Origin of the sequence: Corynebacterium sp. HMSC08C04, from assembly GCF_001807495.1 — a bacterium.
GTDB classification, from domain to species: domain Bacteria; phylum Actinomycetota; class Actinomycetes; order Mycobacteriales; family Mycobacteriaceae; genus Corynebacterium; species Corynebacterium simulans.
Genome location: NZ_KV789229.1, coordinates 289,410 through 316,336 on the forward strand (window position 1 = coordinate 289,410; position 26,927 = coordinate 316,336).

A 26,927-nucleotide genomic window follows, 5' to 3' on the forward strand; every position below is an offset into this window, starting at 1 on the left:
GTTCTAACTTTGCTTTTCCGGCTCGTTGTAGGCCTTGGCCTTGCGCGCGTCGATGAAGATGAATACGGATACGATGATGCCGCCGAGCACCATCATCGCGATGATTGCCCCGCTGGATGCGTCCTGGTCCGCACCCCACGGCCACAAAGCGCGCAGGGAGCCGAACATGAAGCCGGCCATGGCTGCCAGGGTCAGCGAGCGGTGATTATCCAATAGGTAGTTGAGCAGCTTTACAAACGCTGCGAGGCCGCACAGGGCACCCAAGGCGAATACGGCAATGGTGCCAAGCTCGCGGTCGGAAACGGCGCCGATGACTGGCTGGTAAAGGCCCATCGTCAGCAGAATCAGCGAGCCCGAGACACCGGGGAGCACGAGCGCGCAGACCGCTACCATGGCGGCCAAGAAGACCACGATGAGTGAGGGATTGTCCACCGGCTCCGAGGTGAATCCCGTGACGAAGAAAATAAGTACGGACGCCACCACGAAGGTGACGATGGAGGAGACCTTGAAGCGCTCAGCCCGAGTCATCATGGAGATCGGCACGAAGATGGATACCGTCACCATTCCTAAGAACAGGGCGCTTGATATCGATACTTGGCTCTCGACGAAGTTATGCAACAGCGTCGACAGTCCAAATACGGCCGCGAACATGCCTACAGCGACGGAGGCGAGAAAGCCCCATTCCACCTTTTTGAACCGGCCAGAGATGAGAAAGTTTGCATTGTGCAGCGCGCGTTCGTAAATGCCCACGATAAGCGCGACAGTGCCACCGGAGATTCCGGGAACGAGCTCTGCCGAGCCTATGAGTGCGCCGCGAATGGCGTTGAGAATATATTGCATACTTTCGAAACTAACCTTGGATGATTGGGTTCTAGGGCGTGACGTGCCGCAACACGGCCGAGATTTTTAAGCAGTCGGAGAAAATCTCCGCGCCGCCCGAGGAATAAACCTATCACAATAAATACCACTCGCGGTATATTATTCACTGGCTGTGTCACAATTCTGCGGCCCCGAACGTAAGAAATCCCCTCGCCGGGCAAAGTTGCCGAGCGAGGGGATGAAGGTGGTGCCCCTGGTGAGACTCGAACTCACACTGAATGGGTTTTGAATCCATTGCCTCTGCCAATTGGGCTACAGGGGCGCGTCTTGTTGACTGGAAAGCAGTTTAGCGCAGCCGGGCGAGCAATTACTAATTAGGTGGGGGTAAAGGCTCTATGATGGGGCGAGTGACTTCTTCGACAACACACAATAAGACCACCAAACCGCGCCTTTTGCTTATCGACGGCCACTCAATGGCCTTCCGCGCTTTTTATGCGCTGCCGGCAGAAAACTTCGCCACCTCCGGCGGTCAGAACACGAATGCGGTGTATGGATTTTTGTCCATGCTCTCCAACATCATCGCCGAGGAGAAGCCGGAGTTCGTGGGCGTGGCTTTCGACGTCGGGCGCAAGACCTTCCGTACCGAGATGTTCCCGGAGTACAAGGCCCAGCGCGAGGCCGCGCCCGAGGAGTTCCGCGGCCAGGTAGAACTCATCCGCGAGGTACTCGACACCCTGGGTATCACCACGCTATCCCGCGAGAACTTCGAGGCCGATGACATCGTGGCCACGCTGGCTACTCAGGCCGATAATTATGAAACCCTCATCGTTACCGGCGACCGCGACTACCTGCAGCTGGTCAACGAGGACACCACCGTGTTGTACCCCATGCGTGGCGTTTCCACTCTGCATCGCTTTACCCCGGCCGCGGTGGAGGAGAAGTACGGTCTGACTCCGCAGCAGTATCCGGATTTCGCGGCCCTGCGCGGCGATCCTTCCGATAACCTGCCGAGCGTTCCCAAGGTGGGCGAGAAGACGGCCACCAAATGGATCCTCCAGTACGGCACCCTCGAGGAGCTTATCGAACACGCCGCGGAAATCAAGGGTGTGGCCGGCCAGAACTTCCGCGATCGCATCGAACAGGTGCGCATGAACCGCAAGCTCACGCAGATGATCACGGACATGGATTTAGAGGTCGGCCCAGACGATCTGGCTTTCCAGGGTGCAACCGTTAGCGAGGTGGCCGAGAAGTTCGACGAGCTCGAATTCGGCACCAATCTCCGCGAGCGCGTGCTGGAGGCTATCCCGAACGATGGCGGTGGGGCGCCAGCCGTGGAGGAGGCACCGACGCAGGAGATTAAGGTCGTCGACAAGCCTTTGGCCCAGTGGTTGGAGGGCAAAGAGCACGTCGCGGTCTTTGTCACTGGTGACTCCCGCCCCGGCCAGGGTGACGCGAGCGCACTCGCGCTTGTCGACGCCGACTTTGAAGGCATGCAGGTCGAACTTGGCGAATTGAGCGCGGAGGATGACGCCGCACTTGCCGCCTGGTTTGCTTCTTCTGCGCCGAAGTATTTTCACGAGGCCAAGGCCGCTTTCCATATGCTGGCAGGCCGCGGCATCGAGCTGCGTGGCATCGCGCACGATACCGCGATCGCTGCCTACTTGCTGCGCCCGGGCCAGCGCACCTATGACCTGCCGGATGTCTATCAACGTCACCTGAAGAAGACTCTCGCCCAGGCCAGCGACCAGCTCTCGCTGCTGGATGATTCTTCCCTAGTGGACCAGGCGGGTGCCATCATGGAGCTGGCCGCGGCGCTTACTAAGCAGCTGCAGGATATCGATTCCTTCGAGCTTTATACCGACTTGGAGCTGCCGCTCGTGGGCATTCTCGCGCGCATGGAGGCCACCGGTATCGCCGTGGACGTGGAGATTCTAGAAACCCAGCGCGATGCCTTCATCGAGCAGGTTGCCGAGCAGGAGCGCGCTGCCCGCGAGCTGGCTGGCGATGAGACGCTGAACTTGAACTCGCCAAAGCAGCTGCAGACCGTGCTCTTCGAGACCTTCGAGATGCCGAAGACGAAGAAGACTAAGACGGGCTATTCCACCGCGGCCAAGGAGATTGAGCAGCTGGCGGTCAACCACCCGCACCCGTTCCTCGATCACCTGCTTGCTCACCGCGAGTATCAGAAGATGAAGACCACCCTGGAAGGCCTCATCAAGACCGTGCAGCCCGACGGTCGCATCCACACCACCTTCAACCAGACAGTGGCTTCCACGGGCCGACTTTCCTCCACCGAGCCGAACCTGCAGAACATCCCAGTGCGCACGGAGGCAGGGCGCCAGATTCGCTCTGCGTTCATCGTGGGCACGGAGTTCGAGACCTTGATGACGGCCGATTATTCCCAGATTGAGATGCGCGTGATGGCTCACCTGTCCGAGGATCCGGGGCTTATCGAGGCCTATCGCGAGGGTGAGGATCTGCACAACTACGTCGGCTCGAAGGTCTTCGACGTGCCGGTCGATGAGGTGACCTCGGAGCTACGCCGCCGTGTCAAGGCGATGTCTTATGGTCTAGTCTATGGCCTTTCCGCGTTCGGCTTGTCCCAGCAGCTGGGCATCCCGGCCCGCGAGGCCAAGGAGATCATGGAAAGCTATTTCGAGCGTTTCGGTGGCGTGAAACGCTACCTCGACAACGTCGTTGAGCAAGCCCGCAAGGATGGCTACACCGCGACCGTCTTCGGGCGCCGTCGCTACCTGCCGGAGCTGAACTCTGATAATCGCCTCGCGCGTGAGAACGCCGAACGTGCAGCGCTGAACGCTCCGATTCAGGGCACGGCTGCGGACATCATCAAGGTCGCCATGATTCGCGTGGATAGGGCGCTTGAGGGAATGCGCTCCCGTGTGCTGCTGCAGGTCCACGACGAACTTGTGGTGGAAGTCGCCCCAGGCGAGGCCGACAAGGTCCGCGAGATTCTAGAACGCGAGATGGATTCGGCCATCGAGCTCAACGTCCCGCTCGAGGTCTCCGCCGGTGCCGGTAAGGATTGGGATGCCGCAGCGCACTAAAGCTGGCGCACGCCTGGCAGCCCAGGGCATCGAGGACCACGGTATCCCGGCCTACGCGAAGGCGAAGCTAGAAAGGCAGTGGGCGGCGCTCGACTAGGCAATTAGCCAGCATGTCGAAAGGCGTTTGGCCCGCTGCCAAAACCGATATTCCCAACACGCCGAGAACTACTGCCTCCACGTGTGGCACGCCGGTCAAAGAGATGAGCGTGAGAAGAATCCAGCTATTGCGCAGCGCGGCCGACCACCAGCCGGGCTTGTCAGTGATGACGTGCAACTGCAGCGACCATTTGCCCAGCGAGGTGCGCTTGCGTGCCTCACAGATAACGCGGTAGAGGTAGAACACTCCGGCAAGGGCCGCGATGTCGTAGATGGCGGCGGCGTGGCCGGTGATGGGGGCGTCGAAAAGCGTGTTGATGGTCCACCGCACCACCATGATGATGGCGGCGGCGAGGAAGGCATCAATCCACCACGCCACGACGCGGCGGAGGGTGATGCCTAGGTGCTCTTTAGCCAAAAAATCCATGCGCTATAGATTACTCATAGTCGATTGCTACTAAACGGCGGTGCAGATAAAAATAATGCTGCCGGGGAAGATTTCGCCGCGCTCGCGCGACCACTGGCCCCAGGTGATGTCGAGGTCTTGTGGCCACTCCGGCTCGAGGACGTCCTCGATGAGAAAACCGCCGCGGGTTTGTAGCGCGCGCACCCAGTCGCCCAGTGTGCGGTGGAACTCCGCGTAGCTTAAGTTGCCATCAGCGTCGTGCTCTAAGTAGGCACGGTCGAAGTAGGAGAGCTCAGCGGTGAGGTTTAACGGGTCATCGGGGAAAATCCAGCGCATCGGGTGAGTAGCGGAGATGACCAAGCGCCCGCCCGGGCGCAACACGCGGCGGACCTCCGCGAGCGCCGCGGCTAAGTCAGCAATAAAAGGGAAAGCGCCGAAAGCGGAAAAGGCGATGTCGAAGGACTCGTCGGCATAAGGCAGCACCAGGGCATCTGCCTGTACTAGCGGCAGGCCGCTCGGCGCGTGGGAGAGCATGCCGCGTGAGATATCGAAGCCGGTGGCAAAGCCCGCCTTATCCTGCAACCACGCGGTACAAGGCGCTGAACCACAGCCAATCTCGAGCACGCGCGCGGCGGCGAGGAAGGCGGCGTCGCCAAGCAGGTGTGCGTCAGCCTCGTGCAGCATCTCCGGGCACCAATAAAAGGAGGAAAGATATTTCGGATGCGCGGCATGATAGGCCGCGGCATCGTTGTCCCAAAAGGATTGGTTCGCGCGGGAGGGAGTCTGCATGGATGAAGTCCTTTTGAAAAATTGAAGTATTTGCCGTTTTAGCTGCGCGGATGTAGTATTGCACGGGCGTGTCTATGCCGTGGGTTGTCTAAGGCTTCCGTAGGAGGGCTTTATACATCGTCACGTCGGGATCGGAATCCATCCTAAACTATCGCTATTTTGCCTGTTTAGAGACGCTTTTTGAGAGACGCGTAACTGTCCATTTACGATCTCCTACATCAATTCGGAGCATTTCTACATATGCCAACTTCTAACACCCCTCAGGTTGCGATCAACGACATCGGAACCGCTGAGGACTTCCTCGCTGCCGTTGACGCCACCATCAAGTACTTCAACGATGGTGACATCGTCGAGGGTACCGTGGTCAAGGTTGACCACGACGAGGTCCTGCTCGACATCGGATACAAGACCGAAGGCGTCATCCCATCCCGCGAGCTGTCCATCAAGCACGACGTCGACCCAGATGAGGTCGTCGAGGTCGGCGATCAGATCGACGCACTCGTTCTCACCAAGGAGGACAAGGAAGGCCGTCTGATCCTGTCCAAGAAGCGCGCACAGTACGAGCGTGCTTGGGGTGCAGTCGAGGAGCTGCACGCCAAGGAAGAGCCAGTTACCGGTACCGTTATCGAGGTTGTCAAGGGTGGCCTCATCCTGGACATCGGTCTGCGTGGCTTCCTGCCTGCTTCCCTCGTCGAGATGCGTCGCGTCCGCGACCTGGAGCCGTACATCGGCCAGGAGCTGGAAGCAAAGATCATCGAGCTGGACAAGCAGCGTAACAACGTCGTCCTGTCCCGCCGTGCATTCCTCGAGCAGACCCAGTCTGAGGTTCGCTCCGAGTTCCTGCACCAGCTGCAGAAGGGCCAGGTCCGCAAGGGCGTCGTTTCCTCCATCGTCAACTTCGGCGCATTCGTCGATCTCGGCGGTGTCGACGGCCTGGTTCACGTTTCCGAGCTGTCCTGGAAGCACATCGATCACCCATCTGAGGTCGTCACCGTCGGTGACGAGGTCACCGTTGAGGTTCTCGACGTTGATCTCGACCGCGAGCGCGTCTCCCTGTCCCTGAAGGCTACCCAGGAAGATCCGTGGCGCGTATTCGCCCGCACCCACGCTGTGGGCCAGATCGTCCCGGGCAAGGTCACCAAGCTCGTTCCGTTCGGCGCATTCGTTCGCGTCGAAGAGGGCATCGAGGGCCTGGTTCACATCTCCGAGCTGGCTCAGCGCCACGTCGAGGTTCCGGACCAGGTTGTCACCGTTGGCCAGGAAGTCATGGTCAAGGTCATCGACATCGATCTCGAGCGTCGTCGTATCTCCCTGTCCGTTAAGCAGGCAGACGAGGACTACACCGAAGAGTTCGATCCGTCCAAGTACGGCATGGCTGACTCCTACGACGAGCAGGGCAACTACGTCTTCCCAGAGGGCTTCGACCCAGAGACCAACGAGTGGCTCGAGGGCTACGACGAGCAGCGTCAGGCTTGGGAGGCACGCTACGCAGAGTCCGAGCGTCGCTTCAACCTGCACACCGCTCAGATCGAGCGCAACCGTGCCGCAGCCGCTGAGGCTGCAGAGGCTAACGAGTCCTCCAACTACTCCTCCGAGTCCAACGATGCAGCTCCGGCATCCGAGGCTTCGGCTGAGGTTGGCGGCTCCCTGGCTTCCGACGAGCAGCTTGCTGCTCTGCGCGACAAGCTCGCTGGCAACTAATCCCAGCTAGCTCATAAAGGCCGCATCCTCCGTTTGCTTCCAAACGCGGGGTGCGGCCTTTTCGCGTACCCTGGCCAATTATGAAACTGATTGGTTTAACCGGTGGCATAGGAAGCGGCAAGTCCACCGTGGCCGAGCTTCTGGCGGAACGCGGCTGGAACGTGGTGGACGCAGATCAGATTGCGCGGGATATCGTCGAGCCGGGCCAGCCCGCCCTAGCGGAGCTGGCAGAATCTTTCGGTTCCGACATCCTCCAGGCGGATGGCAGCTTGAATCGAGGCTTGTTGGCTAAGCGCGCGTTTGGCGACGCCGCCTCTACCGCGCGCCTCAACGAAATCACCCACCCGCGCATTGCGGCTGAGACCGAATCCCGTTTCGCGCAGGCCCGCAAACGCGGTGAAGCTTTTACCGTCTATGACATGCCTTTGTTGGTGGATAAAGGCCTGCACCGCGACATGGACTATACGGTCGTGGTCGACGTCGCTGTTAAGGAGCGCGTGCGCCGCCTCGTCGAGTTCCGAGGTTTGGACGAGGATGACGCGCGGCGTCGGATAGCGGCACAGATCCCGGATGAGGAGCGCCTGGCCGCAGCGGATTTCGTCATCGACAACAACGGTGCGCGCGAGGATTTGGTGCCGCAAGTAGAGCGACTGGTGGCGGCCCTCGACGCGAAAATTTAAGTTTTGTAGCGATGAATGTTAACGCTGCGCTTTAGCTACGTTCACTTTCCTTTCCTATTGTCCCAATCTATGGGAACGTGGGATGTAGGACCTTTCGATAATCACGCGGCGTGCGACCTGCTCGCCGCCATTCGTGATGGCTCCTTCGATTTCGAACGTTTCAAGCGCATGTGCGCCGCCCCGCCGCTCGACGTCGACGAGGCCGAGGTGGTCATTGCCCTTGGCATGTTGGCCAAGACTTCACCTGAACATTTGCCCCAGGGTATTAGCGCAGAAAGCATCAACGCGCTCTACAAGCCGCAGTCGCGGGCGTGGTTGCGCAAGCAGATTAACGCCACCCTCGACCCGGATACCTCTTCCGTGTACGCACTGTGGGAACCCACCGGCGAGCTAGAGACGTGGATTATGGCTGTGCGCGCTGCATTGCCCTAAAACGCTAGACTTGCGGGCATGGCATTTGCAGCGGAACATCCAATTTTGCCGGTCTCTGAGCATCGCCCAGTGAGCGAGGTGGAGCGTCGCTCCGCCGAATTCAAGGTGGAATCAGAGTTTGAACCCTCCGGAGACCAGCCCTCCGCCATCGCGGAGCTAGACGCGCGCCTGCGCCGTGGCGAAAGCGATGTCGTGCTCATGGGCGCTACCGGTACCGGTAAGTCGGCAACGGCGGCCTGGCTGATTGAGCAACAGCAGCGCCCCACGCTGGTTATGGCACCGAACAAGACCCTGGCGGCACAGCTTGCTAACGAGCTGCGCCAGCTCCTGCCGCATAACGCCGTGGAGTACTTCGTCTCTTACTATGACTACTACCAGCCCGAGGCCTATATCGCGCAGACCGATACCTACATCGAGAAGGATTCCTCCATCAACGAGGACGTCGAGCGCCTACGTCACTCTGCCACTTCGTCGCTGCTGTCCCGCCGCGACGTCGTCGTAGTTTCCTCCGTTTCGTGCATTTACGGCTTGGGTACCCCGCAGTCCTACCTGGACCGCTCGGTGGTCATTGAGGAAGGCGAGGAGATCGACCGCGACCGCTTCCTGCGCCTTTTGGTAGATATCCAATACGAGCGCAACGACGTCGGCTTTACCCGCGGTACCTTCCGTGTCAAAGGCGATACCGTGGATATTATTCCGGCATATGAGGAGCGTGCGGTGCGCATTGAGTTCTTCGGCGACGATGTCGATGAGCTTTACTACATCCACCCGCTGACCGGTGACGTCTTAGAACGCGTCGACGAGGTGCGCATCTTCCCGGCGACGCACTACGTGGCGGGTCCGGAGCGCATGGCCAAGGCTGTGGAAGACATCAAGGCGGAGCTGGCTGAGCGCCTGGAGGATCTAGAAAATCGCGGCAAGCTGCTCGAAGCCCAGCGCCTGCGCATGCGCACCGAGTATGACCTCGAGATGATCGAGCAGGTGGGCTTTTGCTCAGGCATCGAGAACTACTCCCGCCATATCGACGGCCGCCCGGCAGGTTCTGCGCCGGCCACGCTACTGGATTACTTCCCGCAGGACTTCCTGACCATCATCGACGAGTCCCACGTGACGGTTCCGCAGATCGGCGGCATGTTTGAAGGCGATATGTCGCGCAAGCGCAACCTCGTGGAGTTTGGCTTCCGCCTTCCTTCGGCCACGGATAACCGCCCGCTGACCTTTGACGAGTTCGAAGAGCGCGTGGGCCAGACCGTCTATATGTCTGCTACTCCGGGCAACTACGAGCTGACTGCCTCCCAGGGCGAGTATGTCGAGCAGGTCATTCGCCCAACCGGCCTGATCGACCCAAAGGTGACGGTCAAGCCCACAAAGGGGCAGATCGACGATCTCATCGACGAGATCCGCACCCGTACCGCAAAGCAGGAACGCGTGCTCGTTACCACCTTGACCAAGCGCATGGCCGAGGACCTCACCGACTATCTCTTAGAACACGGCGTCAAGGTCCGTTACCTGCATTCGGATATCGACACCCTACAGCGCGTGGAGTTGCTGCGTCAGTTGCGCCTTGGTGAATACGACGTCCTCGTGGGCATCAACCTTCTGCGCGAGGGCCTTGACCTTCCGGAGGTCTCTCTGGTGGCCATCCTGGACGCGGACAAGGAGGGTTTCCTGCGCTCGACTACCTCGCTTATCCAGACTATCGGCCGTGCGGCTCGAAATGTCTCGGGCGAGGTCATCATGTACGCGGACAAAATCACCGAGTCCATGCAAGAGGCCATTGATGAGACCGAGCGCCGCCGTGAAAAGCAGATTGCCTATAACAAGGAACACGGCATCGACCCGCAGCCGCTGCGCAAGAAGATTGCGGACATCTTGGACCAGGTCTACGAATCCGATGGGGAAGAGCAGGACTCCGCCGACCCAGCGGCGATGGTGGACAAACCCGACGTCTCGAGCATGGCTGCCGACGAAGTGCAAAAGCTTATCGACGACCTCACCGCCCAAATGGGGGCTGCGGCCCGCGAGTTGAAGTTCGAATTGGCGGGTCGTTTGCGTGACGAAATTGCCGATTTGAAGAAGGAAATGCGTGGCCTGAAAGAGGCGGGAATCTAGCGTGCTGCGGTGACGACAAACGGCGCCAAAAGTGAGAAAAACAGCACTTTCCATTCGGGGTATAAAATGCCACGTTGCGCAACGGACAGGTCACAAAGTTGTTAAACTTACGTTTGCGCCTTTATAAGGATTAGCAATTTGCACATTCTGCATCATCATTTGGGGTATAAGGCCCCTGAAGAAAGGTCATCATGAGCGATTACAAGAAGATCGTGGTCGGCACTGACGGTTCCAAGTCCTCCCTCCTGGCAGTGGAGCGCGCCGCTAAGATCGCCGCCGCATTCGATGCAACTCTTATCATCGGTTGCGCTTATTACGAGAACCAGGAGCAGGCTTCCAAGACCCTGCGCCAAGATTCCGTGACCATTCTGGGTGACCAGAAGGCAGAGGCTAACCTCACCACCGGCAAGGAGCACGCTGAGAAGTTCGGTGCCACCAAGGTAGAGACCGCCGTCCGCCCGGGCACCCCGGTCCAGGCTCTGATGTCCATCGTTAATGACAATCAGGCTGAGCTGCTCGTCGTTGGTAACCGCGGCATCAACTCCCTGACCGGCCGCCTGCTGGGGTCCGTACCGGCTGACGTCGCTCGCCAGTCTGACTGCGACGTCATGATTGTTCACACCGTGAGCTAATATCTTGCTTTAAAAAGCCCAGTCAGATTCCCTCGCGGGGAATCTGACTGGGCTTTTCGCTTGCGCTACTTGACGTCGTCGGTCTCCGGTGCGTCCTTTGCAAAGGCCCCAGCCTCAAGCTCCGCCGAAATCTTGTGCATCTGTGCGGCGAGCTCCGAGCCGTCCCCGCCCTGGATGAGGGGGATGCTAAACGAGCCTTCCTCGTTGGCGTCGGCAAGCGGGCCCAGTGAACCGTGGGAGAGCAACTGCTCCTGTGGCGAAAGGTTGCGGATGGCCACCGCGGCCACGCGGTCTGGGTGCTCGTTCGCGGCATCACCATAGGTGAGCGGATCGTGCTGGCCATCGTCACCGATGAGCAGCCACTTCATCCATGGGAAAGCGATAAAGAGGTTACGCAGCTGCACGCGCTTGTGCTCTTGACCGCTGCGGAAAAGCCCGGTGGGGGTAGGGCCCCAGTCAGTCAGTAGGAGTGGACCACGCGGGAAGCCGTTGTGCTCCATGAAGCTGACCAAGGTGTCGTAGGTATTCCACGCGCCGGTGGACAGGTAGATGAAAGGCATCTCCGGGTGCTGTTCTTGCAACTGCTGATAGAAGCGCGCCATGCCTTCAACCGGCTGGCGGGTGTTGGTGCGCTTGACCCACGAGTTCCATGCCGCAGTCATCGCACGCGGCAGCCAGGTCACCATGACGGTGTCATCGATATCGCTGACGACGCCCAGTGGGGAGTCCTCAGACACGATGAGCACCTCGGAGGTAATGGGCTCGGCGCCGTCTGCCTCGATGACTACCTCGTGCCAGCCGGCACCTAGGCCATGCTCGTGGACCAAGATATCGATATAGCCGTTGTAATTGGTCCGGCCGTGGACGGTCTTGCCATTGACCGTGACACGGACGTCGAGGTTGTTTACCTGAATCGTGAAAAACTGACGGTAACCGCGCTGCGCCCACGTCTCGGTGGCCTCGGCCGCTGGATCGTGCATGAGCACGCGGCCCAAGACGTGGACGAATTCCGTGTTGCCGTATCCGGCATAACCCGTAAGTTCCGGCGTCCAGCCTTTGCGGGTGGTGCGCTCTAGCGCCGCCTTATTTGTGGCGCGTTCAATTTTGCGTGCGATGTCAGATAAAGCCATGCCCACCAGACTAGTGGAAAGTCTCTTGGAAGCGGCCGGCCAAGGTCAGCGTCTGTGTCGCACGCGTGAGCGCAACGTAGAGATTTTGCAGGCCCTGTGGCGAGGCGGCCACGATGGCATCAGGGTCAACGACCACCACGTGGTCGAATTCGAGCCCCTTGATCTCCTCGACGTTCTCGCGCGTGATGACGGCGTTCAATCGCCCGTCGGCATCGGTGACAGTCCCCGGTGCGTGCGTTGCTGGCTGCGCGGTGAAGACGACTTCCGCGCCGTCGCGGACCGCCACGGCGGGAGCTGCCTCGGGGTTAATGAGCTCGAGGAGGGAATTGGCCAGCTCGGTAATCGGCTGCGGCGTGCGGTAGTTCACGGTCAGCTTGTGGTGGCGGAAGCGCTGGGCCACGAAGGGCTCAAGCGCTTCGGCCCAATCGTCTACGCCAGCGGGCGCTCCGGTTTGCGCGGTATCGCCCACGAGCGTCATCCAGCGCGAAGGGCTGCGGCGAAAGAGCATGCGCCATTCCATCGGACTTAATTCCTGGGCCTCGTCGACGATGATGTGGCCGTAGGCCCACGTGTAGTCTTCCTGGGCACGTTGCGCGGTGGTGCGGTTATCGCGCACCTCCTGGCGGCGGGCAAGGGTCTCAGCGTCGATGACGTCGTGTGCAGACAGGATCTCGGCGTCGAACATGTCATCGTCGTTGTCTGTGGAATCGGAGGAGGACAAGATGTCGAGCGCGTCTTCGGCGTCGGCAACTTGCTCGCGCCAGGCCTGATCCGCGGCAGCCTTTTCCTCCTCTGGATTCGGCATGCCGATGAGTACCGCGAGCTCGTCGAGGAGCGCGGCGTCGGAAGGCGCCCACGCGTCGCCCTGCACGCGGTACAGGCCGTCGCGGGTCTCGGTGTCGTAGTCCGGTGCCGCGGCGTCGATAAGCGCACGCGAAGATAGCAAATCCGCCAGTACTGCGCGCGGGTCCAGGGTAGGCCAGAACTCGTCGATGAGCTCGCGCACTTGTGGTTCCTCCGCCAGGTCATCGTGGAGCTGGTCGATGTCCGCGCGCGAAAGCAGGTTCTTGCCACCTAGCGGGTCGGCACCAATCTTTTCAGCCATCTGCTGGGCGAGTGACTCCGTGAGATGTTCGGCGAAGGCCGCCTGCGCGTCATTGTGCGGCTTGCGCGAACGACGCGCGCGGGTGCGGGCCGCCTTAATCATCGCGGGGTCGACGGTCAGCTCCAAGTGCTCCGCGCGAATGCGGCGCGGGCCTTCGGGAAGCGTCTGGTTGTTCTTCACCGCGGCTGCGAGAATTTCCACCATCGCCTCCGAGCCTTTGATTTCGCGCGCGGCCAAAGACTCTTGGTGGGTGGGGCGAACGCCGGGGAAGAGCTCACCGATGGTGGAAAGAACCACGCCGGTTTCACCCAGTTCTGGAAGGACGCGCGAGATGTAGTCAAGGAAGGTGGAATTAGGCCCTACGATGAGCACGCCCGTGGCCGCCAGCTGCTCGCGATGGGTGTAGAGGAGATAAGCCACGCGGTGCAAAGCGACTGCGGTCTTGCCCGTGCCGGGACCACCTTCGACCACGAGTACGCCCCGGGTGTTATCGCGGATGATCTCGTCTTGCTCGCGCTGAATGGTCTCCACGATGGATTCCATGTGGCCGGTGCGAGCACGCTGCAACGCGTGATAGAGCGCGGACTCACTGGCGACGCCCGCGGTTTCTTCCGCCGCGCCAGCACCGGAGAGGACTTCATCGTTGATATCAGTTACGGTTCGGCCCTTGGTACGGATGTGGCGGCGGACCGTAACGCCCTCTGGCTGCGCAGTGGTGGCCAGGTAGAAAGGACGTGCCATAGGCGCGCGCCAGTCCAGCAGGAGAGTGCGGTAATTCTCTTCGCGGGCATCCAGGCCCATCCTGCCGATGTAGCGGCGGTCTAGGCCTTCTGCGGTGGGATTATCGCCTGGGGCATCGATATCGATGCGGCCGAAGACGAGGCCTAGCTGCGCGAGATTTAGGCGGTCCAGCTTGGCCTGCAGGCCGTGGTACTCCGTTTCACGGCGGACCAAGGCATCCGCATCAGGCGTGTGCGGGTCCACTGCGGCCTGCACCTCGTTGAGGCGTTCGTTGGCTTGGGCGACCTCGTGGTCGAGCCTTGAAAAGAGGCTGTCAACGTAGGCCTGCTCAGCGGCAATCTCCTGTGCTACCTGCTCGTTCTGCGGGTGATTTGGGCTATTTTCTGGGGAGGCCACGACGGCTAATACACCTCAATACGCGAAGAGATTGATAAAACGACAACGGCCCAGCATACCTTGCTGGGCCGTTGGAGGTTAAAGGCTTAGTTCAGGCGGTCACCGAACTTGTTGATTGCCTTGTCGAGCTTCTTGGAAGCTTGCTTCTGCAGCTTCTCAGCGCGCTTGGAAGCCTTCTTTGCAGCACGCTTGTTGGCATTGGTATCAACCTGTGCGCGAGCGAAGTCAGCGCGCTCCTGTGCCTTGGAAGCTGCCTTCACAGCGTTCTTGCGAGCCAGCTCAGCGTTTTCCTGGGCGGTGGACAGCCAGTCATCCTTGTTGTCATCGATGAAGCTCTTTGCCTGCTCGGCGCTGTCCTCGATGAAGGAGCGAGCGGAATCCACCAGGTCCTTGCCGGTTGCCTGCCAGTCATCCTTGTTGTCATCGACGTATTCCTTAGCGCCCTCGAACCAATCGCTGGCCTTGGTGGAGAACTCGTCGGCGCGGTCGGAGAGGTTATCAGCGAACTTCTGCTGCTCGGACTTGGTCGGCAGAGCCTTCTGGATCTTCTTGTTGGTGCGCTCGGCGGACTTGGATGCGCGCCATGCCAGGGAAGGCTTACCCTCGGTGTCCTGGGTAGCGATGAACAGTGCGCCAAGCAGAGCGGTGTTGGTAATGAAACCGTTGCGGCGATTGTTCTTCTCCTCAGAATCCTCTACCTCCCAGAAGGCGTTGCGGCCGAGGAGATTAGGCAGGGTGGAAAGCGCCAACACTGCTGCGGAGGTGCGCGGTGCCTTGCCCAGCGCCAGGGTGGAGCCGGCGCCGACCTTCAGGCCGCCGACTGCGCGGGCAGCCAGCTCTGGGTCGTTCGGGATGTAACCGGCGTACTGTGCCGGGACAACCTTGCGCAGACGCTGCAGAACGGACTCGGTCTCGGCTACGTGGTCGGAGGCGTTACGCAGGGTATCGACGCCGTCCCAGACAAAAACAGAAGCCAGCATAGGGCGAGCAAACTTACGAATCACTTGTTACTCCATTCGTCGAGATTGATTTAGTAAAGTAATGAACTTCTCGCCAGTGTACGGAAAACGCCGACCGCTGTGGGCGGAAATCGTGCTTATCCACCCACCACTTGGTGTGCAAAGGTCGCATCTACCAGCAGCGCTGCCACCATTCACCAAGTTTTGGACGCTCCTCACCCAAAGTGGTGGACTTGCCGTGGCCGGGTCGCACGATGGCGGTATCTGGGTAGACATCGAAAATGCGCTCTTTGACGTCTCTATAGAGGCGTACAAAGTCACCCTCCGAATCGGTGCGGCCCACACCGCCGGGGAAGAGGCTGTCGCCCACGAAGAGATTCGTGGTCCCTTCGATATCAGCGGCGATGGCGACGCCGCCTGGGGTATGGCCGCGCAAAATAATCGCCGGGAATTCGTGGCCTGCGAAAGTCAGTGTGTCTCCCTGCTTCAACTCGACGTCGACAGGCGCGGGAATCGCAGGGGAGTCGAGGAAGGAGGCGTAGTGGGTAGCTCCGGTGGCTTCGATTACTTCCTTGGTGGCGCGGACATGGTCCCAGTGGCGGTGGGTAGTAAGCACGGCGCTAATGCGTACGCCGTTTTCCTTGGCCAGGTTGAGGAGGGCGGGCGCGTCATCGGCGGCGTCGACAAGCAGTGCTTCTTCGCCGGCACAGATGAGGTAGCAGTTGTTGTCCATCTCGGACACGGAAATACTTTTGAGCTTTAGTGCGTTATTCATGTGTCCAACCCTACGGGTAGATTTCGAGATAGACATTTTTCACTGGTCTGGCCGCTTATCCCCAACAGAACCTAGGATGGGCGCGAAGCTAGGCTGACAAAGGAGGAAATAAGTGGCTGATCGTTTGGTCGTACGCGGTGCTCGCGAGCACAATCTCAAGGGCGTCGATATCGACCTGCCGCGCGACAAGATGGTGGTCTTTACCGGCCTTTCCGGTTCCGGCAAGTCATCGTTGGCTTTTGACACTATCTTCGCGGAAGGCCAGCGGCGCTATGTTGAATCGCTGAGCTCCTACGCCCGCATGTTCCTAGGCCGAATGGACAAGCCTGACGTTGAATTCATTGACGGCCTTTCTCCCGCGGTCTCGATTGACCAAAAGTCCACCAACCACAACCCGCGTTCTACGGTGGGCACCATCACGGAGATCTACGACTATCTGCGCCTTTTATTCTCCCGCGCGGGCACGCCGCATTGCCCGAAGTGCGACGCCGTGATCGAGCGCCAGACCCCGCAGCAAATCGTGGACACAGTGCTCGAACTCGAGGAAAAGCTAAAGTTCCAGGTCCTGGCTCCCGTGGTGCGCCACCGCAAGGGCGAGTTTGTGGATCTCTTTGCCGATCTTGCATCTCAGGGTTTTTCCCGAGTGCGGGTTGATGGCGAGGTTTATCAATTAACTGAGCCGCCGACGCTGAAGAAGCAGATCAAGCACGATATTGACGTGGTGGTGGACCGTTTGCAGGTCAAGGCCTCGCAGAAGCAGCGTCTGACCGATTCTGTCGAAACTGCGCTCCGCCTGGCAGATGGTCTCGTTACCCTCGACTTCATCGATCGCCCCGAGCTCACTCATACCTACTCGGAGAAGGCCGCCTGCCCCAATGGCCACACCCTAACCATCGAGGAATACGAGCCGCGTGCGTTTTCCTTTAACGCGCCTTTCGGCTCTTGTCCAGAATGTGACGGTTTAGGTACCCGCCTCGAGGTCGACGTAGATTTGCTGATTCCGGATCCTGACGCCCCGGCAGTCGACGCCATCCAGCCGTGGCATTCCAGCCCGAATTCGCGCTACTTCGTCAAGCTCGTCGAGGGGCTTGGTAAGACGTTGGGCTTTGATCCGCGGACTCCGGTCTCACAGCTGACAAAGCAGCAGCGCGATGCCCTGATTTATGGCACCGACGTGGAAGTAAACGTGCGCTATAAAAACCGCTACGGCAGGCAGCGCAACTGGACCGCTCCCTTTGAGGGGGCGATCGGCTTCTTGGAGCGCAAGCTCGAGCAGGCCGATTCCGAGTCGCAGAAGGACCGCCTGCTGCAGTACACCCGCCGGGTGGCTTGCAATACCTGTAATGGCACGCGCCTACGCCCGGAGATCTTGGCTGTGCGGCTTGCCTCCACCGCGCACGGCGAGAAGTCCATCGCGGGGCTGTCCGCGCTGTCTATCGAAGAGGCCGCGGAATTCCTCGACTCGCTCGTACTGGGGCACCGCGAGGAAATCATCGCTGGCGCCGTATTGAAGGAGATTCAGGCCCGCCTGCGATTCCTACTCGACGTGGGTCTGAATTACCTCACCTTGGATCGTGGCGCTTCCACGCTTTCTGGTGGTGAGGCGCAGCGCATCCGCCTGGCAACCCAGATTGGTTCGGGTCTGGCTGGCGTGCTGTATGTGCTGGATGAGCCTTCCATTGGTCTGCACCAGCGCGACAATCAGCGCCTCATCGCTACTTTGAAGCGCCTCCGCGACATCGGCAATACGTTGATTGTGGTTGAGCACGATGAAGACACCATCCGCGAGGCCGACTGGCTTGTTGATGTTGGCCCGCGCGCCGGCGAGTACGGCGGCGAGGTTGTCTATCAAGGCGAGCCCGCCGGCATCATGGATAAGGAAGAATCGCTTACGGGTCAGTATCTGTCTGGCAAGCGCGTGCTGGCGGTGCCGGATAAGCGTCGCGAGATTGACCCTGAACGCAAGCTCAAAGTAGTCGGTGCTCGGGAAAACAACCTGAAGGGCATCGACGTTGAGATCCCGCTGGGCGTGCTTTGCTGCATCACCGGTGTATCGGGTTCTGGCAAGTCCACTGTGGTCAACCAGATTCTGGCAAAGACGCTGTCCAACAAGCTCAACCGTGCGCGCCAGGTGCCAGGCCGCGCCAAGCGCGTCGAGGGGGTCGAGCACCTCGACAAGCTGGTGCAGGTGGACCAGAGCCCGATCGGCCGTACCCCGCGTTCCAACCCGGCTACCTACACCGGTGTATTCGACAAGATTCGCAACCTCTTTGCGGAGACCCAAGAGGCAAAGGTGCGCGGATACAAGCCAGGCCGTTTCTCCTTTAACGTAAAGGGTGGCCGCTGCGAGGCCTGCCAGGGTGACGGCACGTTGAAGATCGAGATGAACTTCCTGCCGGACGTTTATGTCCCGTGTGAGGTCTGTGAGGGTGCGCGCTATAACCGGGAAACCCTGGAGGTCCTCTACAAGGGCAAGAACATCGCTGAGGTCCTCAACATGCCTATCTCCGAGGCCGCCGAGTTCTTCGAGCCGATCACCTCGATTCACCGTTACCTCGCCACGCTTGTCGACGTCGGACTGGGCTATGTTCGCCTAGGCCAAGCGGCCACCACGCTGTCTGGCGGCGAGGCGCAGCGCGTGAAGCTTGCTGCAGAGCTGCAAAAACGCACCAAGGGGCGCACCGTCTACATTCTGGACGAGCCAACCACGGGCCTGCACTTCGAGGACATTCGCAAGCTCATGCTGGTTATCCAAGGGCTGGTGGACAAGGGCAACTCGGTTCTTATCATCGAGCACAACCTTGACGTGATTAAGGCCGCTGACTGGATCGTGGACATGGGCCCCGAAGGCGGAAATGGCGGCGGTCGCGTCGTAGCCGAGGGCACTCCAGAAGATGTCGCAAAGGTGGAAGGCTCCTATACAGGTCAGTTCCTGAAGGAGCTCCTGTAGTCACCTCTGGCAGTGAGCGCGTAATTAGTTGCGCGTGGCGATTTGGCTCTGCGTGAAGTGGGGGTTATACTAATCAGCACTACCGCCCGTAGGGCCTTCTCCAGGAGGCTACGGGTCACAAGCGGAGTTTCTCCCACCTGAAGCCGCGAATCTCTTTGGTTCGAAGGATAAAGGTAAAAGGGTTGAGGTTAATCCCTCGGCATTTTTGTGAGAACTCCCGGCTGCCTTATGGCAGACCGGGTTTTTCGTTTGTGGTCTCGGTAGGCACATCACTAACCCACCCCCTTAATCGAGGAGAACCACAATCAGCGCTGAAGCTCGCATCAATGAGCGCATCCGAGTACCCGAGGTCCGTCTAGTTGGCCCCGGTGGTGAACAGGTGGGCATCGTCCGTACTGATGATGCTCGCAAGCTTGCATATGAAGCAGACCTTGATCTTGTTGAGGTTGCGCCTAATGCAAAGCCGCCCGTAGCCAAGATCATGGACTACGGAAAGTTTAAGTACGAGCAGGCTCAGAAGGCTCGCGAAGCCCGCAAGAACCAACAGCAGACTGTGGTCAAGGAACAGAAGTTCCGTCCGAAGATCGATGATCACGATTATGAGACCAAGAAGGGCAACGTGGTGCGCTTCCTGGAGAAGGGTTCCAAGGTCAAGGTAACCATCATGTTCCGTGGCCGCGAGCAGTCGCGTCCGGAGCTTGGTTTCCGCCTGTTGGAGCGCCTCGCCGAGGATGTCGCTGAGTACGGCTCCGTCGAGTCCCGCCCCAAGCAGGATGGTCGCAACATGACCATGGTTCTGGGACCCGTCCGCAAGGGCAAGAAGTAGACCAAACTCCACTTAGGATTTAAGGACTTAATTCTCATGAAGCAGAAGACCCACAAGGGCACCGCCAAGCGCATCAAGGTGACCGGTTCCGGCAAGCTGCGCCGTGAGCAGGCTGGCCGCCGCCACCTGCTGGAGGGCAAGCCATCCAAGCAGACCCGTCGTCTTAAGGGCACCAAGGACGTTGCACCTTCCGACGTCAAGCGCGTAAAGCGCCTGCTCGGCCGCTCCTGATTAGCGCCGAATCAACCCACTTACTAGACCCACACAAGATAAGGAAGTAATACTGTGGCACGAGTAAAGCGCTCAGTTAACGCCAAGAAGAAGCGTCGCGCGATTCTGAAGTCCGCTAAGGGCTACCGCGGCCAGCGTTCCCGCCTGTACCGTAAGGCTAAGGAGCAGTGGCTGCACTCCATGACTTACGCTTACCGCGATCGTCGCGCTCGTAAGTCTGAGTTCCGTAAGCTGTGGATCCAGCGCATCAACGCCGCTGCCCGCATGAACGACATCACCTACAACCGCCTCATCCACGGCCTGCGCCTGGCTGAGATCGAGGTTGACCGCAAGATCCTCGCTGAGCTTGCAGTCAACGACTTCGAGGCATTCTCCGCACTGTGCGAGGCAGCCAAGGCTGCTTTGCCGGAGGACATCAACGCTCCGAAGGCTGCCTAATTAAATAGGTATGCGCAAAGCGTATTGCTTTTAAAGCTCCCGCTATCGCTTTCCGTCAATTATGGCGTGAAAGGGTAGAGGGAGCTTTTTATGTTGTGTTGTCTGCGCGTCTAGCCGTTTGGGGATTTTTCCCCAGCTTTCTATACCCATCTAGGAAGTCGCAGTTAGCTCGTGCTAGTTTGTCTGTGACACACGGCGCGGACTTTTCCGGCGTGTACTCCTTTTCATCTTTTGCCCATTTCTCAGGAGCCTTCTATGACCTATCCAAACAACGGAAACCCTCAAGGTTACGGCAACCAGCCGCAGAACCCGTTTGGCCAGCAGCCGCAGCAGTTCAACAACAACGCTCCTGCGCCTGCTCCATACCAGGGCGGTCAGCCACAGTACGGCCAGGCCTACCCAGTTCAGCAGTACCCAGCAGGCGTCGAGCAGAAGTCCTGGGTTGCAGCGATGCTGCTGGCTTTCTTCTTCGGCTACTTGGGCGCGCACAACTTCTACTTGGGCAAGACCAACCGCGGTATCGCACAGCTGATTACGTTCGCGGTTTCCGCTGTGACCCTCGTCGTGTTCATCGGCTTTTTTATCGGTGGCGCTCTCTCGATCTGGGCGTTCGTCGAGTTCATCATGATCATCGCTGGTGCCGGCGGCTACGACCGCGATGGCCGCGGTATCCCGCTGCGTCGCTAAGCGTTTGCTCACTTAAGCCCGCGCTCTAATACTCGCCCACTACGGCTTTTGCTGTGGTGGGTTTGGTGGTTTTCTGGGGCTTTTGGTGCTTTTGGGGTGTGGCTTAATCCTTTTGGTGTGTGGGGCGTATGCGCTGCTAGATTTGGGGCTATGGAATTGGACTTTGAATCTGCTTTTACTGAGAGAACCCCGCGCATCGTTAATGCGGTCAAGCTGCACCGCGCGGCTAATAGGCGCAAGGCCAAGCAGTTCATCATTGAGGGCGAAAATGCGGTGGACGCGGCAGTGTCCACCGGTGCCGCAACCGATGTCTTCGTCACCGAGAAGGCAGCCGAGCGTTTCGCAGACATCGTCACCGCTGCCGGCTACATGGATGTCTACGTCCATCCCATCACGGATAAAGCAGCGCGCCACATGTCTGATACCGCAAGCACCACCGGGCTATTTGCCCTCTGCAAGCCGGTGCTGTGGTCAGTGGGCAAGATTCTCAACGCCAAACCACGTCTGGTCTCGGTTCCGGTCTTGACCTCGGAGCCAGGCAACGCGGGTACCTTGATCAGGACTTCTGACGCCATGGGCGCCGATGGCGTCATCTTCGCCGGCGAGACCGTGGATCCCCTAGGCTGCAAGGTGGCGCGTTCCTCAGCAGGTTCGCTCTTCCACGTTCCCGTTGCGCGCGACCCTAACATCAAGGACGTCCTAGGCCAGTTGCGCAAGTCTGGTATGCAGATTCTTGCCACCGCAGCCGACGGCGAGGTCGACCTTGCGGAGGCAGATCTCAGCCAGCCCACCGCGTGGCTATTCGGCAACGAGGCACACGGGCTGGGGGAGCTGCTCGACGAGGCAGACATGCGCGTGCGCATCCCGATCTTGGGCCGCGCGGAGTCGCTGAATCTCGCCACCGCCGCTTCTATCTGTCTTTACGAATCTGCGAAGTCTCATAGCCGCTAGCTGGTGCCCCTGCTGGCTTCTTGTGACGGTCACTACGGTATGATTAGCGCCGTTAGTTTTCGCGCAAGAAGAAGGTTTCAAGGCACGTGTCCGACACATCTCAGATCGAATTGACCGAAGCCGCGCTGGGCGCGGCTGCCGATTCCGCCATAGCCGCATTTGACGCTGCTACAAGCCTCGATGAGCTGGCTGCCGCTCGCCGCGAGCACTTGGGCGAGCAGGGCTATATCCCACAGGCACGCACCATGCTTGGCAGCCTGCCAAAGGACCAGCGCAAAGACGCAGGCAAGAACGTCAACATGGCGCGCGGGCGCGTCGAAAAGCGCTTTGCCCAGGTCCAGCAGCAGCTGGAAGCAGAGGCACGGAAGGCGCAGCTGGCGGCAGAGACCGTCGACGTGACCATCCCGACCACCCGCAACCAGACCGGTGCGCTTCACCCAATCACCGCGCTTTCGGAGCGCATTGCTGACATCTTTGTTGGCATGGGCTGGGAGATCGCCGAGGGGCCTGAGGTTGAGGCTGAGTACTTTAACTTCGACGCACTGAACTTCAAGCCTGACCACCCGGCACGTACCCTGCAGGATACCTTCCACGTGGGTAAGGAAGATTCGCGACAGGTTCTGCGCACGCACACCTCACCGGTGCAGGTACGCACCATGTTGGACCGCGATGTTCCGCTCTACATTGCTTGCCCGGGCCGTGTCTTCCGTACCGACGAGCTCGATGCCACCCACACTCCAGTCTTTCACCAGGTCGAAGGCCTGGCAGTGGACAAGGGGCTTACCATGGCACACCTGCGCGGCACTCTGGATCACCTGGCGAAGGTGCTGTTTGGTCCAGAGACCAAGACGCGCATGCGCACCAACTACTTCCCATTCACCGAGCCTTCCGCTGAGGTTGACGTCTGGTTCCCGAACAAGAAGGGCGGCGCCGGTTGGATCGAGTGGGGCGGCTGCGGCATGGTCAACCCGAACGTCCTGCGCGCAGTAGGCGTTGACCCGGAGGAATACACCGGATTCGCTTTCGGCATGGGCCTAGAGCGCACCCTGCAGTTCCGCAACGGCCTGACCGATATGCGCGACATGGTCGAGGGCGACGTTCGTTTCACCCTGCCGTTCGGCGTCCAGGCATAACCGTTTACCCCGCAATTAGGAAGGAATCTAGACACAATGCTTATTTCCCAGAGCTGGGTAACCAGGTTGCTTGGCGCGAAAAATCCCGGCTGGTCAGCCACCCCGGAAGAACTTGACGCTGGTTTCGTTCGCGTCGGCTTTGAGACCGAGGGCTACGAGGGCCTGCCAGAAATCACCGGCCCGCTCGTTATCGGCCACGTTGACTCCTTCGAGGAGCTCGAGGGCTTCAAGAAGCCAATCCGTTATTGCCAGATCAATGTCGGCGACGCTAACGGCACCGGCGAGCTCCAAGGCATTATTTGTGGTGCGCGCAACTTCCGCTTGGGGGACTACGTCGTAGTCTCCCTGCCAGGTGCTGAGCTGCCAGGCGGCTTCAAGATCTCCGCACGTGAGACCTACGGCAAGATCTCTGCGGGCATGATGTGCTCCGCGGCCGAGTTGGGCATCGCTGAGAAGTCCGATGGAATCATCACCTTGGGCGAGGAGTTCGCGGACAAAGTCGGCCAGGATGCCCGTCCGTTCTTGGGGCTGGACGATACTGTCTTCGACGTCAACATCACTCCGGACCGTGGCTACGCGCTTTCCCTGCGCGGCCTCGGCAGCGAGGTTGCTTCGGCCTTCGGCCTCGATTACGCGTGCCCGGCGCAGGACCCTTCCGTTGCTGGCATCGATGTCAGCGCCGTGCCGGAGGCTAGTGGCTCACTCATCAATGTTGAGCTGCGCGAGGAGACCAAGGCACAGCGCTTTGGCCTGCGGAAGGTCACTGGCATTGACCCGACCGCGCGCACTCCGTTCTGGATGGAGCGCGAGCTCATGCTGGCAGGCCAACGCCCTGTTAACCCCGCAACCGACGTAACCAACTACGTCATGCTGCTGCTCGGCCAGCCGATGCACGCTTTCGACGCCGATCAGACTTCTGGTGACCTTGTTGTACGTAACGCGCAGGCAGGGGAGAAGTTCGAGACCCTCGACCACGTCGAGCGCACCCTCGACGCCGAAGACGTAGTCATCTGCGACGACAACGGCATCCAGTCTCTGGCCGGTGTGATGGGCGGAACGAGCTCGGAGATTACCGAGGGCGAAAACGGCACCACCAACGTCTACTTCGAGGCCGCGAACTGGGATTCCATCACCGTGGCTCGCACCTCGCGCCGCCACAAACTGTCTTCTGAGGCATCCCGTCGCTTTGAGCGAGGCGTAGATCCGGCCATCGTTGAGGTCGCACTCGACGTCGCCTGTGCACTGCTCGTGCAGATCGCTGGCGGAACCATCGAGGCCGGCCGCACCCTGGTCGGCGAGGTCGCTCGCCCGCAGCAGATCACCATGCGCGCCACCAAGCCGAGCGAGTACGCCGGTGTTGAATACTCCCGTGAGACCGTCGTGAACCGTCTCCAAGAGGTCGGCTGCGAGGTTGAAGAGTCCGGTGACAACCTGCTGGTTACCCCGGCTACCTGGCGCACCGACATCACCATGGATGTTGACCTCATTGAGGAGGTGCTGCGTCTGGAAGGCCTAGAGGATATCCCGACGATTCTGCCGACCCCAGTTGGTGGCCGCGGTCTGACCCCGGCACAGAAGCGTCGCCGCGCTATCGGTCACGGCCTGGCATATGCAGGCTACGCTGAGGTGCTGCCTTCGCCGTTCATCGCCAACAACACTTTCGATGTCTGGGGCCTGGAAGGCGATGACGAGCGCCGCAAGACCGTTTCCGTGCAGAACCCGCTCGAGTCAGACAAGGCGATTCTGAGCACCACCTTGCTGCCGAACATGCTCGAAGCAGTTGCACGCAACGTTGCTCGTGGCCGTAACGACCTCGCGTTGTACGGCCTGCAGCAGGTTTCCTTCAAGCGTGCGGACGCTTCCGAGATGCCTTCCGTTGCGCAGCGTCCTAGCGACGCTACAGTGCAGCAGCTGCGCGACTCCCTTCCGCATCAGCCGCTGCACGTGGCTACCGTTGCTACCGGCAACGTCGAGCACGAGGGCCCATGGGGCAAGGGTCGTGCCTACACCTACGCCGATGCCATTGAGTCTGCGCGCCTGGTCGCTCGCGCGGCCGGCGTAGAGATCGAGGTAGAGGCTGCCTCCGAGCTGCCGTGGCACCCGGGCCGTTGCGCAGCGATTAAGGCTGTCGTCGATGGTGAAAGCGTCGTCGTGGGCCATGCAGGCGAGCTGCATCCAGAGATCCTCGAGGCACTGAACCTGCCGGCACGCACCTGCGCGATGGAGATGGATGTAAACGCGCTGCCTACTGAGGAGATGTTCCCGGCTCCGGTTCTGTCTGCATTCCCGGCACTGCACCAAGACATCGCGTTGGTAGTCGACGAAGACACTCCTGCTGAGTCCGTGCGTAAGGTCGTGGAGGAAGGCGCCGGCGAACTGCTCGAGGGCGTTGAGCTTTTCGACGTCTTCCGCGGTGAGCAGCTCGGTGAGGATAAAAAGTCACTAGCCTTCCAGCTGATCTTCCGTGCCTCCGACCGCACGCTGACCGACGAGGAAGCAAGCGAGCACCGCCTGGCTGCAGCGAAGTTGGCCGAGCAGCGTTTGGGTGCGCAGATGCGCGCTTAAGCTCGGTTCAGCTGCCGAACTCTAGCTCGTCGTAAAAGGGCCGCGCAGATCACCTTTTCTATGGGGTGGCTGCGCGGCCTTTTCTTATCAATCCTTAACCTTCTGAGCTAGACTTACTCCCGCTATTGAACGTGACTTGAGACCGGCAGTTTCTCTCTCGCTGCTGGGAAAGTAGGTGCTGGTGCTAGAGTATGCCGTCTTCTATTTCACTATCTGCATGCTGCTAGCCAGCGTCCTAGTCGCCGGCGTCTGCGTGGGATGCCTGGTGGCCACCCGCTCCCAAGTCTTCAAACTGTTGGCGGTATTCTTCGGCGTCTACGCGTTCGATATAGCGCTTGTCTTTCGAACGCAGTTCATCCACGGCGGAATGGCTAACCGTGAGGTTTCTGTTTACGCAATTACGGCGCCTTTCGAGTCGATATTGCTGGGTGGCGTGATGATGGCTGTGATGGCCATCGTGGTGCAGCGCTACTTAAATGGCTGGCGCTTTCTGCCGCATGCCTGCGTCGGGCTGTTCCTGATAGGCAGCGTCGCGGCCTTGTGGGCAGTAGAGGACCCGGCTCTACGCCAGTTCCTTTTCTTCAACATGCGGCCTATCACGCTGACATTTCTGCTTTGCTATGGCTTTGGCTGCTACTTGCGCGCGAATGATCCCGCGGAGCGCGCACGCCTTTATTCCTACCGCCATCTCTTCTTCCAGGTCGCTATCTGTGCCGTGCTGGTGGTGGCAGAGAACGTTTACTTTCAGCTCATCTTTGACTGGGAGGCTGCCGGGCCCGATGTGCTCTCATTCTTGCCGGAGCGCAATTTTATGGAAAACGTTCTAATCGTTGCCATCGGCTGGGCGGTCATCTCTCATGCGCGAGTGGTTCTGCGCCACGTTGGTGCGGATGCGGCGGTTAAGCCAATCGCAGATGCGGCAGCGGATGACTTTCATGAGCGCAGCCTTGAGCGCTTTTCGGAGGTCCATGGCCTTTCGAAGCGCGAGCGTGAAGTGGCCGGCCTGGTGCTTGCCCGCAAGAGCAATCGCGAGATCTCGGACGAACTCGGCATCTCGCTTTCTACCGTAAAGGTCCACGTTCACAACATTTTGAAAAAGTCATCCTACGAGTCTCGTGACCTATTGGTCGAGGGGTACTGGTCAGGGGTAATGTAACCGGCTTTTGCTCGCGTTTGGGCAGCGGTTTAAACCGGGTGAATTTGTAGGTTGCGTTACCGTCTCTAGACGAAGAGATGGATGTCACAATATAAACCTTGCGTGTAAACCTGCACCTCAAGAGTGGTTTAAACCGGGTTTAGTGGCGGTCA

22 protein-coding genes and 1 tRNA gene are annotated in these 26,927 nt (G+C 59.7%); 15 read left to right on the plus strand and 8 right to left on the minus strand.

Translation table 11 applies throughout. The features are described 5' to 3' along the window. Window positions 1-3: 3 nt before the first annotated feature. Window positions 4-840, minus strand: a complete 837-nt coding sequence (locus HMPREF3169_RS11355) for a DUF368 domain-containing protein (protein ID WP_070456656.1) — start codon at window positions 838-840, stop codon at window positions 4-6. Between the two features lie 224 nt (window positions 841-1,064). Then, window positions 1,065-1,141, minus strand: a tRNA-Leu gene (locus HMPREF3169_RS11360). Window positions 1,142-1,217: 76 nt separating this feature from the next. Here HMPREF3169_RS11360 and polA point away from each other — a divergent pair. Beyond that, window positions 1,218-3,884, plus strand: a complete 2,667-nt coding sequence (gene polA / locus HMPREF3169_RS11365) for a DNA polymerase I (protein WP_070456659.1) — start codon at window positions 1,218-1,220, stop codon at window positions 3,882-3,884. Window positions 3,885-3,951: 67 nt separating this feature from the next. Here polA and HMPREF3169_RS11370 read toward each other — a convergent pair whose 3' ends face one another. After that, on the minus strand, window positions 3,952-4,407 hold the full coding sequence (locus tag HMPREF3169_RS11370; protein ID WP_062038908.1) for an RDD family protein: 456 nt from the start codon (window positions 4,405-4,407) through the stop codon (window positions 3,952-3,954). A gap of 30 nt (window positions 4,408-4,437) precedes the next feature. After that, window positions 4,438-5,175 (minus strand): class I SAM-dependent methyltransferase, encoded by a 738-nt coding sequence (locus HMPREF3169_RS11375; protein ID WP_070456662.1) that lies wholly within the window; start codon window positions 5,173-5,175, stop codon window positions 4,438-4,440. Between the two features lie 240 nt (window positions 5,176-5,415). Here HMPREF3169_RS11375 and rpsA point away from each other — a divergent pair, with 240 nt between their 5' ends. The 5 genes from rpsA to HMPREF3169_RS11400 all read left to right on the plus strand — a co-directional run bounded on the left by rpsA (window position 5,416) and on the right by HMPREF3169_RS11400 (window position 10,732). Further along, the gene (rpsA, locus tag HMPREF3169_RS11380) at window positions 5,416-6,876 is read left to right on the plus strand and encodes a 30S ribosomal protein S1 (protein WP_062038914.1); all 1,461 of its coding nucleotides are present in this window, start codon (window positions 5,416-5,418) and stop codon (window positions 6,874-6,876) included. Window positions 6,877-6,956: 80 nt separating this feature from the next. Further along, window positions 6,957-7,556 carry a dephospho-CoA kinase gene (gene coaE, locus HMPREF3169_RS11385; RefSeq protein ID WP_062038917.1) on the plus strand — a complete coding sequence of 200 codons (600 nt, stop codon included), beginning with the start codon at window positions 6,957-6,959 and terminating at the stop codon, window positions 7,554-7,556. 69 nt (window positions 7,557-7,625) lie between these two features. Then, window positions 7,626-7,988, plus strand: coding sequence for a DUF4259 domain-containing protein (locus HMPREF3169_RS11390; RefSeq protein WP_083306128.1), 363 nt, complete (start codon window positions 7,626-7,628; stop codon window positions 7,986-7,988). Between the two features lie 18 nt (window positions 7,989-8,006). Beyond that, entirely contained in the window at window positions 8,007-10,100 is a 2,094-nt protein-coding gene (gene uvrB, locus HMPREF3169_RS11395; RefSeq protein WP_062038921.1) for an excinuclease ABC subunit UvrB, read from the plus strand. Window positions 10,101-10,291: 191 nt separating this feature from the next. Further along, a complete protein-coding gene (locus HMPREF3169_RS11400; RefSeq protein WP_061922687.1) occupies window positions 10,292-10,732 on the plus strand; it encodes a universal stress protein in 441 nt (146 codons plus the stop codon). Between the two features lie 65 nt (window positions 10,733-10,797). Here HMPREF3169_RS11400 and HMPREF3169_RS11405 read toward each other — a convergent pair whose 3' ends face one another. From HMPREF3169_RS11405 to HMPREF3169_RS11420, 4 genes are all read right to left on the minus strand, one after another. Further along, the gene (locus tag HMPREF3169_RS11405; protein ID WP_070456664.1) at window positions 10,798-11,862 is read right to left on the minus strand and encodes an App1 family protein; all 1,065 of its coding nucleotides are present in this window, start codon (window positions 11,860-11,862) and stop codon (window positions 10,798-10,800) included. A gap of 10 nt (window positions 11,863-11,872) precedes the next feature. Further along, window positions 11,873-14,104, minus strand: a complete 2,232-nt coding sequence (locus HMPREF3169_RS11410; protein WP_070456667.1) for a HelD family protein — start codon at window positions 14,102-14,104, stop codon at window positions 11,873-11,875. A gap of 86 nt (window positions 14,105-14,190) precedes the next feature. Beyond that, on the minus strand, window positions 14,191-15,108 hold the full coding sequence (locus HMPREF3169_RS11415; RefSeq protein ID WP_070456670.1) for a DoxX family protein: 918 nt from the start codon (window positions 15,106-15,108) through the stop codon (window positions 14,191-14,193). 127 nt (window positions 15,109-15,235) lie between these two features. Then, a complete protein-coding gene (locus HMPREF3169_RS11420) occupies window positions 15,236-15,838 on the minus strand; it encodes an MBL fold metallo-hydrolase (protein ID WP_070456672.1) in 603 nt (200 codons plus the stop codon). A 112-nt stretch (window positions 15,839-15,950) separates the two neighbouring features. On the opposite strand from HMPREF3169_RS11420, the gene uvrA reads away from it, so the two are divergent. The 9 genes from uvrA to HMPREF3169_RS11465 all read left to right on the plus strand — a co-directional run bounded on the left by uvrA (window position 15,951) and on the right by HMPREF3169_RS11465 (window position 26,775). Continuing rightward, a complete protein-coding gene (gene uvrA / locus HMPREF3169_RS11425; RefSeq protein ID WP_070456675.1) occupies window positions 15,951-18,788 on the plus strand; it encodes an excinuclease ABC subunit UvrA in 2,838 nt (945 codons plus the stop codon). 304 nt (window positions 18,789-19,092) lie between these two features. Next, window positions 19,093-19,614: a translation initiation factor IF-3 gene (infC, locus tag HMPREF3169_RS11430; protein WP_082778602.1), complete on the plus strand. Its 522-nt coding sequence runs from the start codon at window positions 19,093-19,095 to the stop codon at window positions 19,612-19,614. A 36-nt stretch (window positions 19,615-19,650) separates the two neighbouring features. Beyond that, window positions 19,651-19,845 (plus strand): 50S ribosomal protein L35, encoded by a 195-nt coding sequence (gene rpmI, locus HMPREF3169_RS11435; protein ID WP_046646844.1) that lies wholly within the window; start codon window positions 19,651-19,653, stop codon window positions 19,843-19,845. A gap of 54 nt (window positions 19,846-19,899) precedes the next feature. Further along, window positions 19,900-20,283 carry a 50S ribosomal protein L20 gene (gene rplT, locus HMPREF3169_RS11440; RefSeq protein WP_061922666.1) on the plus strand — a complete coding sequence of 128 codons (384 nt, stop codon included), beginning with the start codon at window positions 19,900-19,902 and terminating at the stop codon, window positions 20,281-20,283. A 255-nt stretch (window positions 20,284-20,538) separates the two neighbouring features. Beyond that, window positions 20,539-20,970, plus strand: coding sequence for a TM2 domain-containing protein (locus HMPREF3169_RS11445; RefSeq protein WP_070433182.1), 432 nt, complete (start codon window positions 20,539-20,541; stop codon window positions 20,968-20,970). A gap of 150 nt (window positions 20,971-21,120) precedes the next feature. Next, window positions 21,121-21,921: a TrmH family RNA methyltransferase gene (locus tag HMPREF3169_RS11450; protein WP_061922657.1), complete on the plus strand. Its 801-nt coding sequence runs from the start codon at window positions 21,121-21,123 to the stop codon at window positions 21,919-21,921. An 86-nt stretch (window positions 21,922-22,007) separates the two neighbouring features. Further along, the gene (gene pheS, locus HMPREF3169_RS11455; RefSeq protein WP_070433183.1) at window positions 22,008-23,054 is read left to right on the plus strand and encodes a phenylalanine--tRNA ligase subunit alpha; all 1,047 of its coding nucleotides are present in this window, start codon (window positions 22,008-22,010) and stop codon (window positions 23,052-23,054) included. Between the two features lie 36 nt (window positions 23,055-23,090). Continuing rightward, window positions 23,091-25,619, plus strand: a complete 2,529-nt coding sequence (gene pheT / locus HMPREF3169_RS11460) for a phenylalanine--tRNA ligase subunit beta (protein WP_070456678.1) — start codon at window positions 23,091-23,093, stop codon at window positions 25,617-25,619. Between the two features lie 175 nt (window positions 25,620-25,794). Then, window positions 25,795-26,775 (plus strand): helix-turn-helix transcriptional regulator, encoded by a 981-nt coding sequence (locus HMPREF3169_RS11465; RefSeq protein ID WP_148132129.1) that lies wholly within the window; start codon window positions 25,795-25,797, stop codon window positions 26,773-26,775. The last annotated feature ends 152 nt before the right edge of the window (window positions 26,776-26,927 follow it).

Bases quoted from the DNA above. Each gene is read 5' to 3' on its own strand.
- HMPREF3169_RS11450 (WP_061922657.1), top strand. From the start codon at position 21,121: ATGGAATTGGACTTTGAATCTGCTTTTACTGAGAGAACCCCGCGCATC.
- rpsA (WP_062038914.1), top strand. From the start codon at position 5,416: ATGCCAACTTCTAACACCCCTCAGGTTGCGATCAACGACATCGGAACC.
- rpmI (WP_046646844.1), top strand. From the start codon at position 19,651: ATGAAGCAGAAGACCCACAAGGGCACCGCCAAGCGCATCAAGGTGACC.
- coaE (WP_062038917.1), top strand. From the start codon at position 6,957: ATGAAACTGATTGGTTTAACCGGTGGCATAGGAAGCGGCAAGTCCACC.
- HMPREF3169_RS11405 (WP_070456664.1), bottom strand. From the start codon at position 11,862: ATGGCTTTATCTGACATCGCACGCAAAATTGAACGCGCCACAAATAAG.
- HMPREF3169_RS11390 (WP_083306128.1), top strand. From the start codon at position 7,626: ATGGGAACGTGGGATGTAGGACCTTTCGATAATCACGCGGCGTGCGAC.
- HMPREF3169_RS11355 (WP_070456656.1), bottom strand. From the start codon at position 840: ATGCAATATATTCTCAACGCCATTCGCGGCGCACTCATAGGCTCGGCA.
- uvrB (WP_062038921.1), top strand. From the start codon at position 8,007: ATGGCATTTGCAGCGGAACATCCAATTTTGCCGGTCTCTGAGCATCGC.
- HMPREF3169_RS11370 (WP_062038908.1), bottom strand. From the start codon at position 4,407: ATGGATTTTTTGGCTAAAGAGCACCTAGGCATCACCCTCCGCCGCGTC.
- pheT (WP_070456678.1), top strand. From the start codon at position 23,091: ATGCTTATTTCCCAGAGCTGGGTAACCAGGTTGCTTGGCGCGAAAAAT.
- HMPREF3169_RS11400 (WP_061922687.1), top strand. From the start codon at position 10,292: ATGAGCGATTACAAGAAGATCGTGGTCGGCACTGACGGTTCCAAGTCC.
- HMPREF3169_RS11375 (WP_070456662.1), bottom strand. From the start codon at position 5,175: ATGCAGACTCCCTCCCGCGCGAACCAATCCTTTTGGGACAACGATGCC.
- polA (WP_070456659.1), top strand. From the start codon at position 1,218: ATGGGGCGAGTGACTTCTTCGACAACACACAATAAGACCACCAAACCG.
- HMPREF3169_RS11445 (WP_070433182.1), top strand. From the start codon at position 20,539: ATGACCTATCCAAACAACGGAAACCCTCAAGGTTACGGCAACCAGCCG.
- HMPREF3169_RS11420 (WP_070456672.1), bottom strand. From the start codon at position 15,838: ATGAATAACGCACTAAAGCTCAAAAGTATTTCCGTGTCCGAGATGGAC.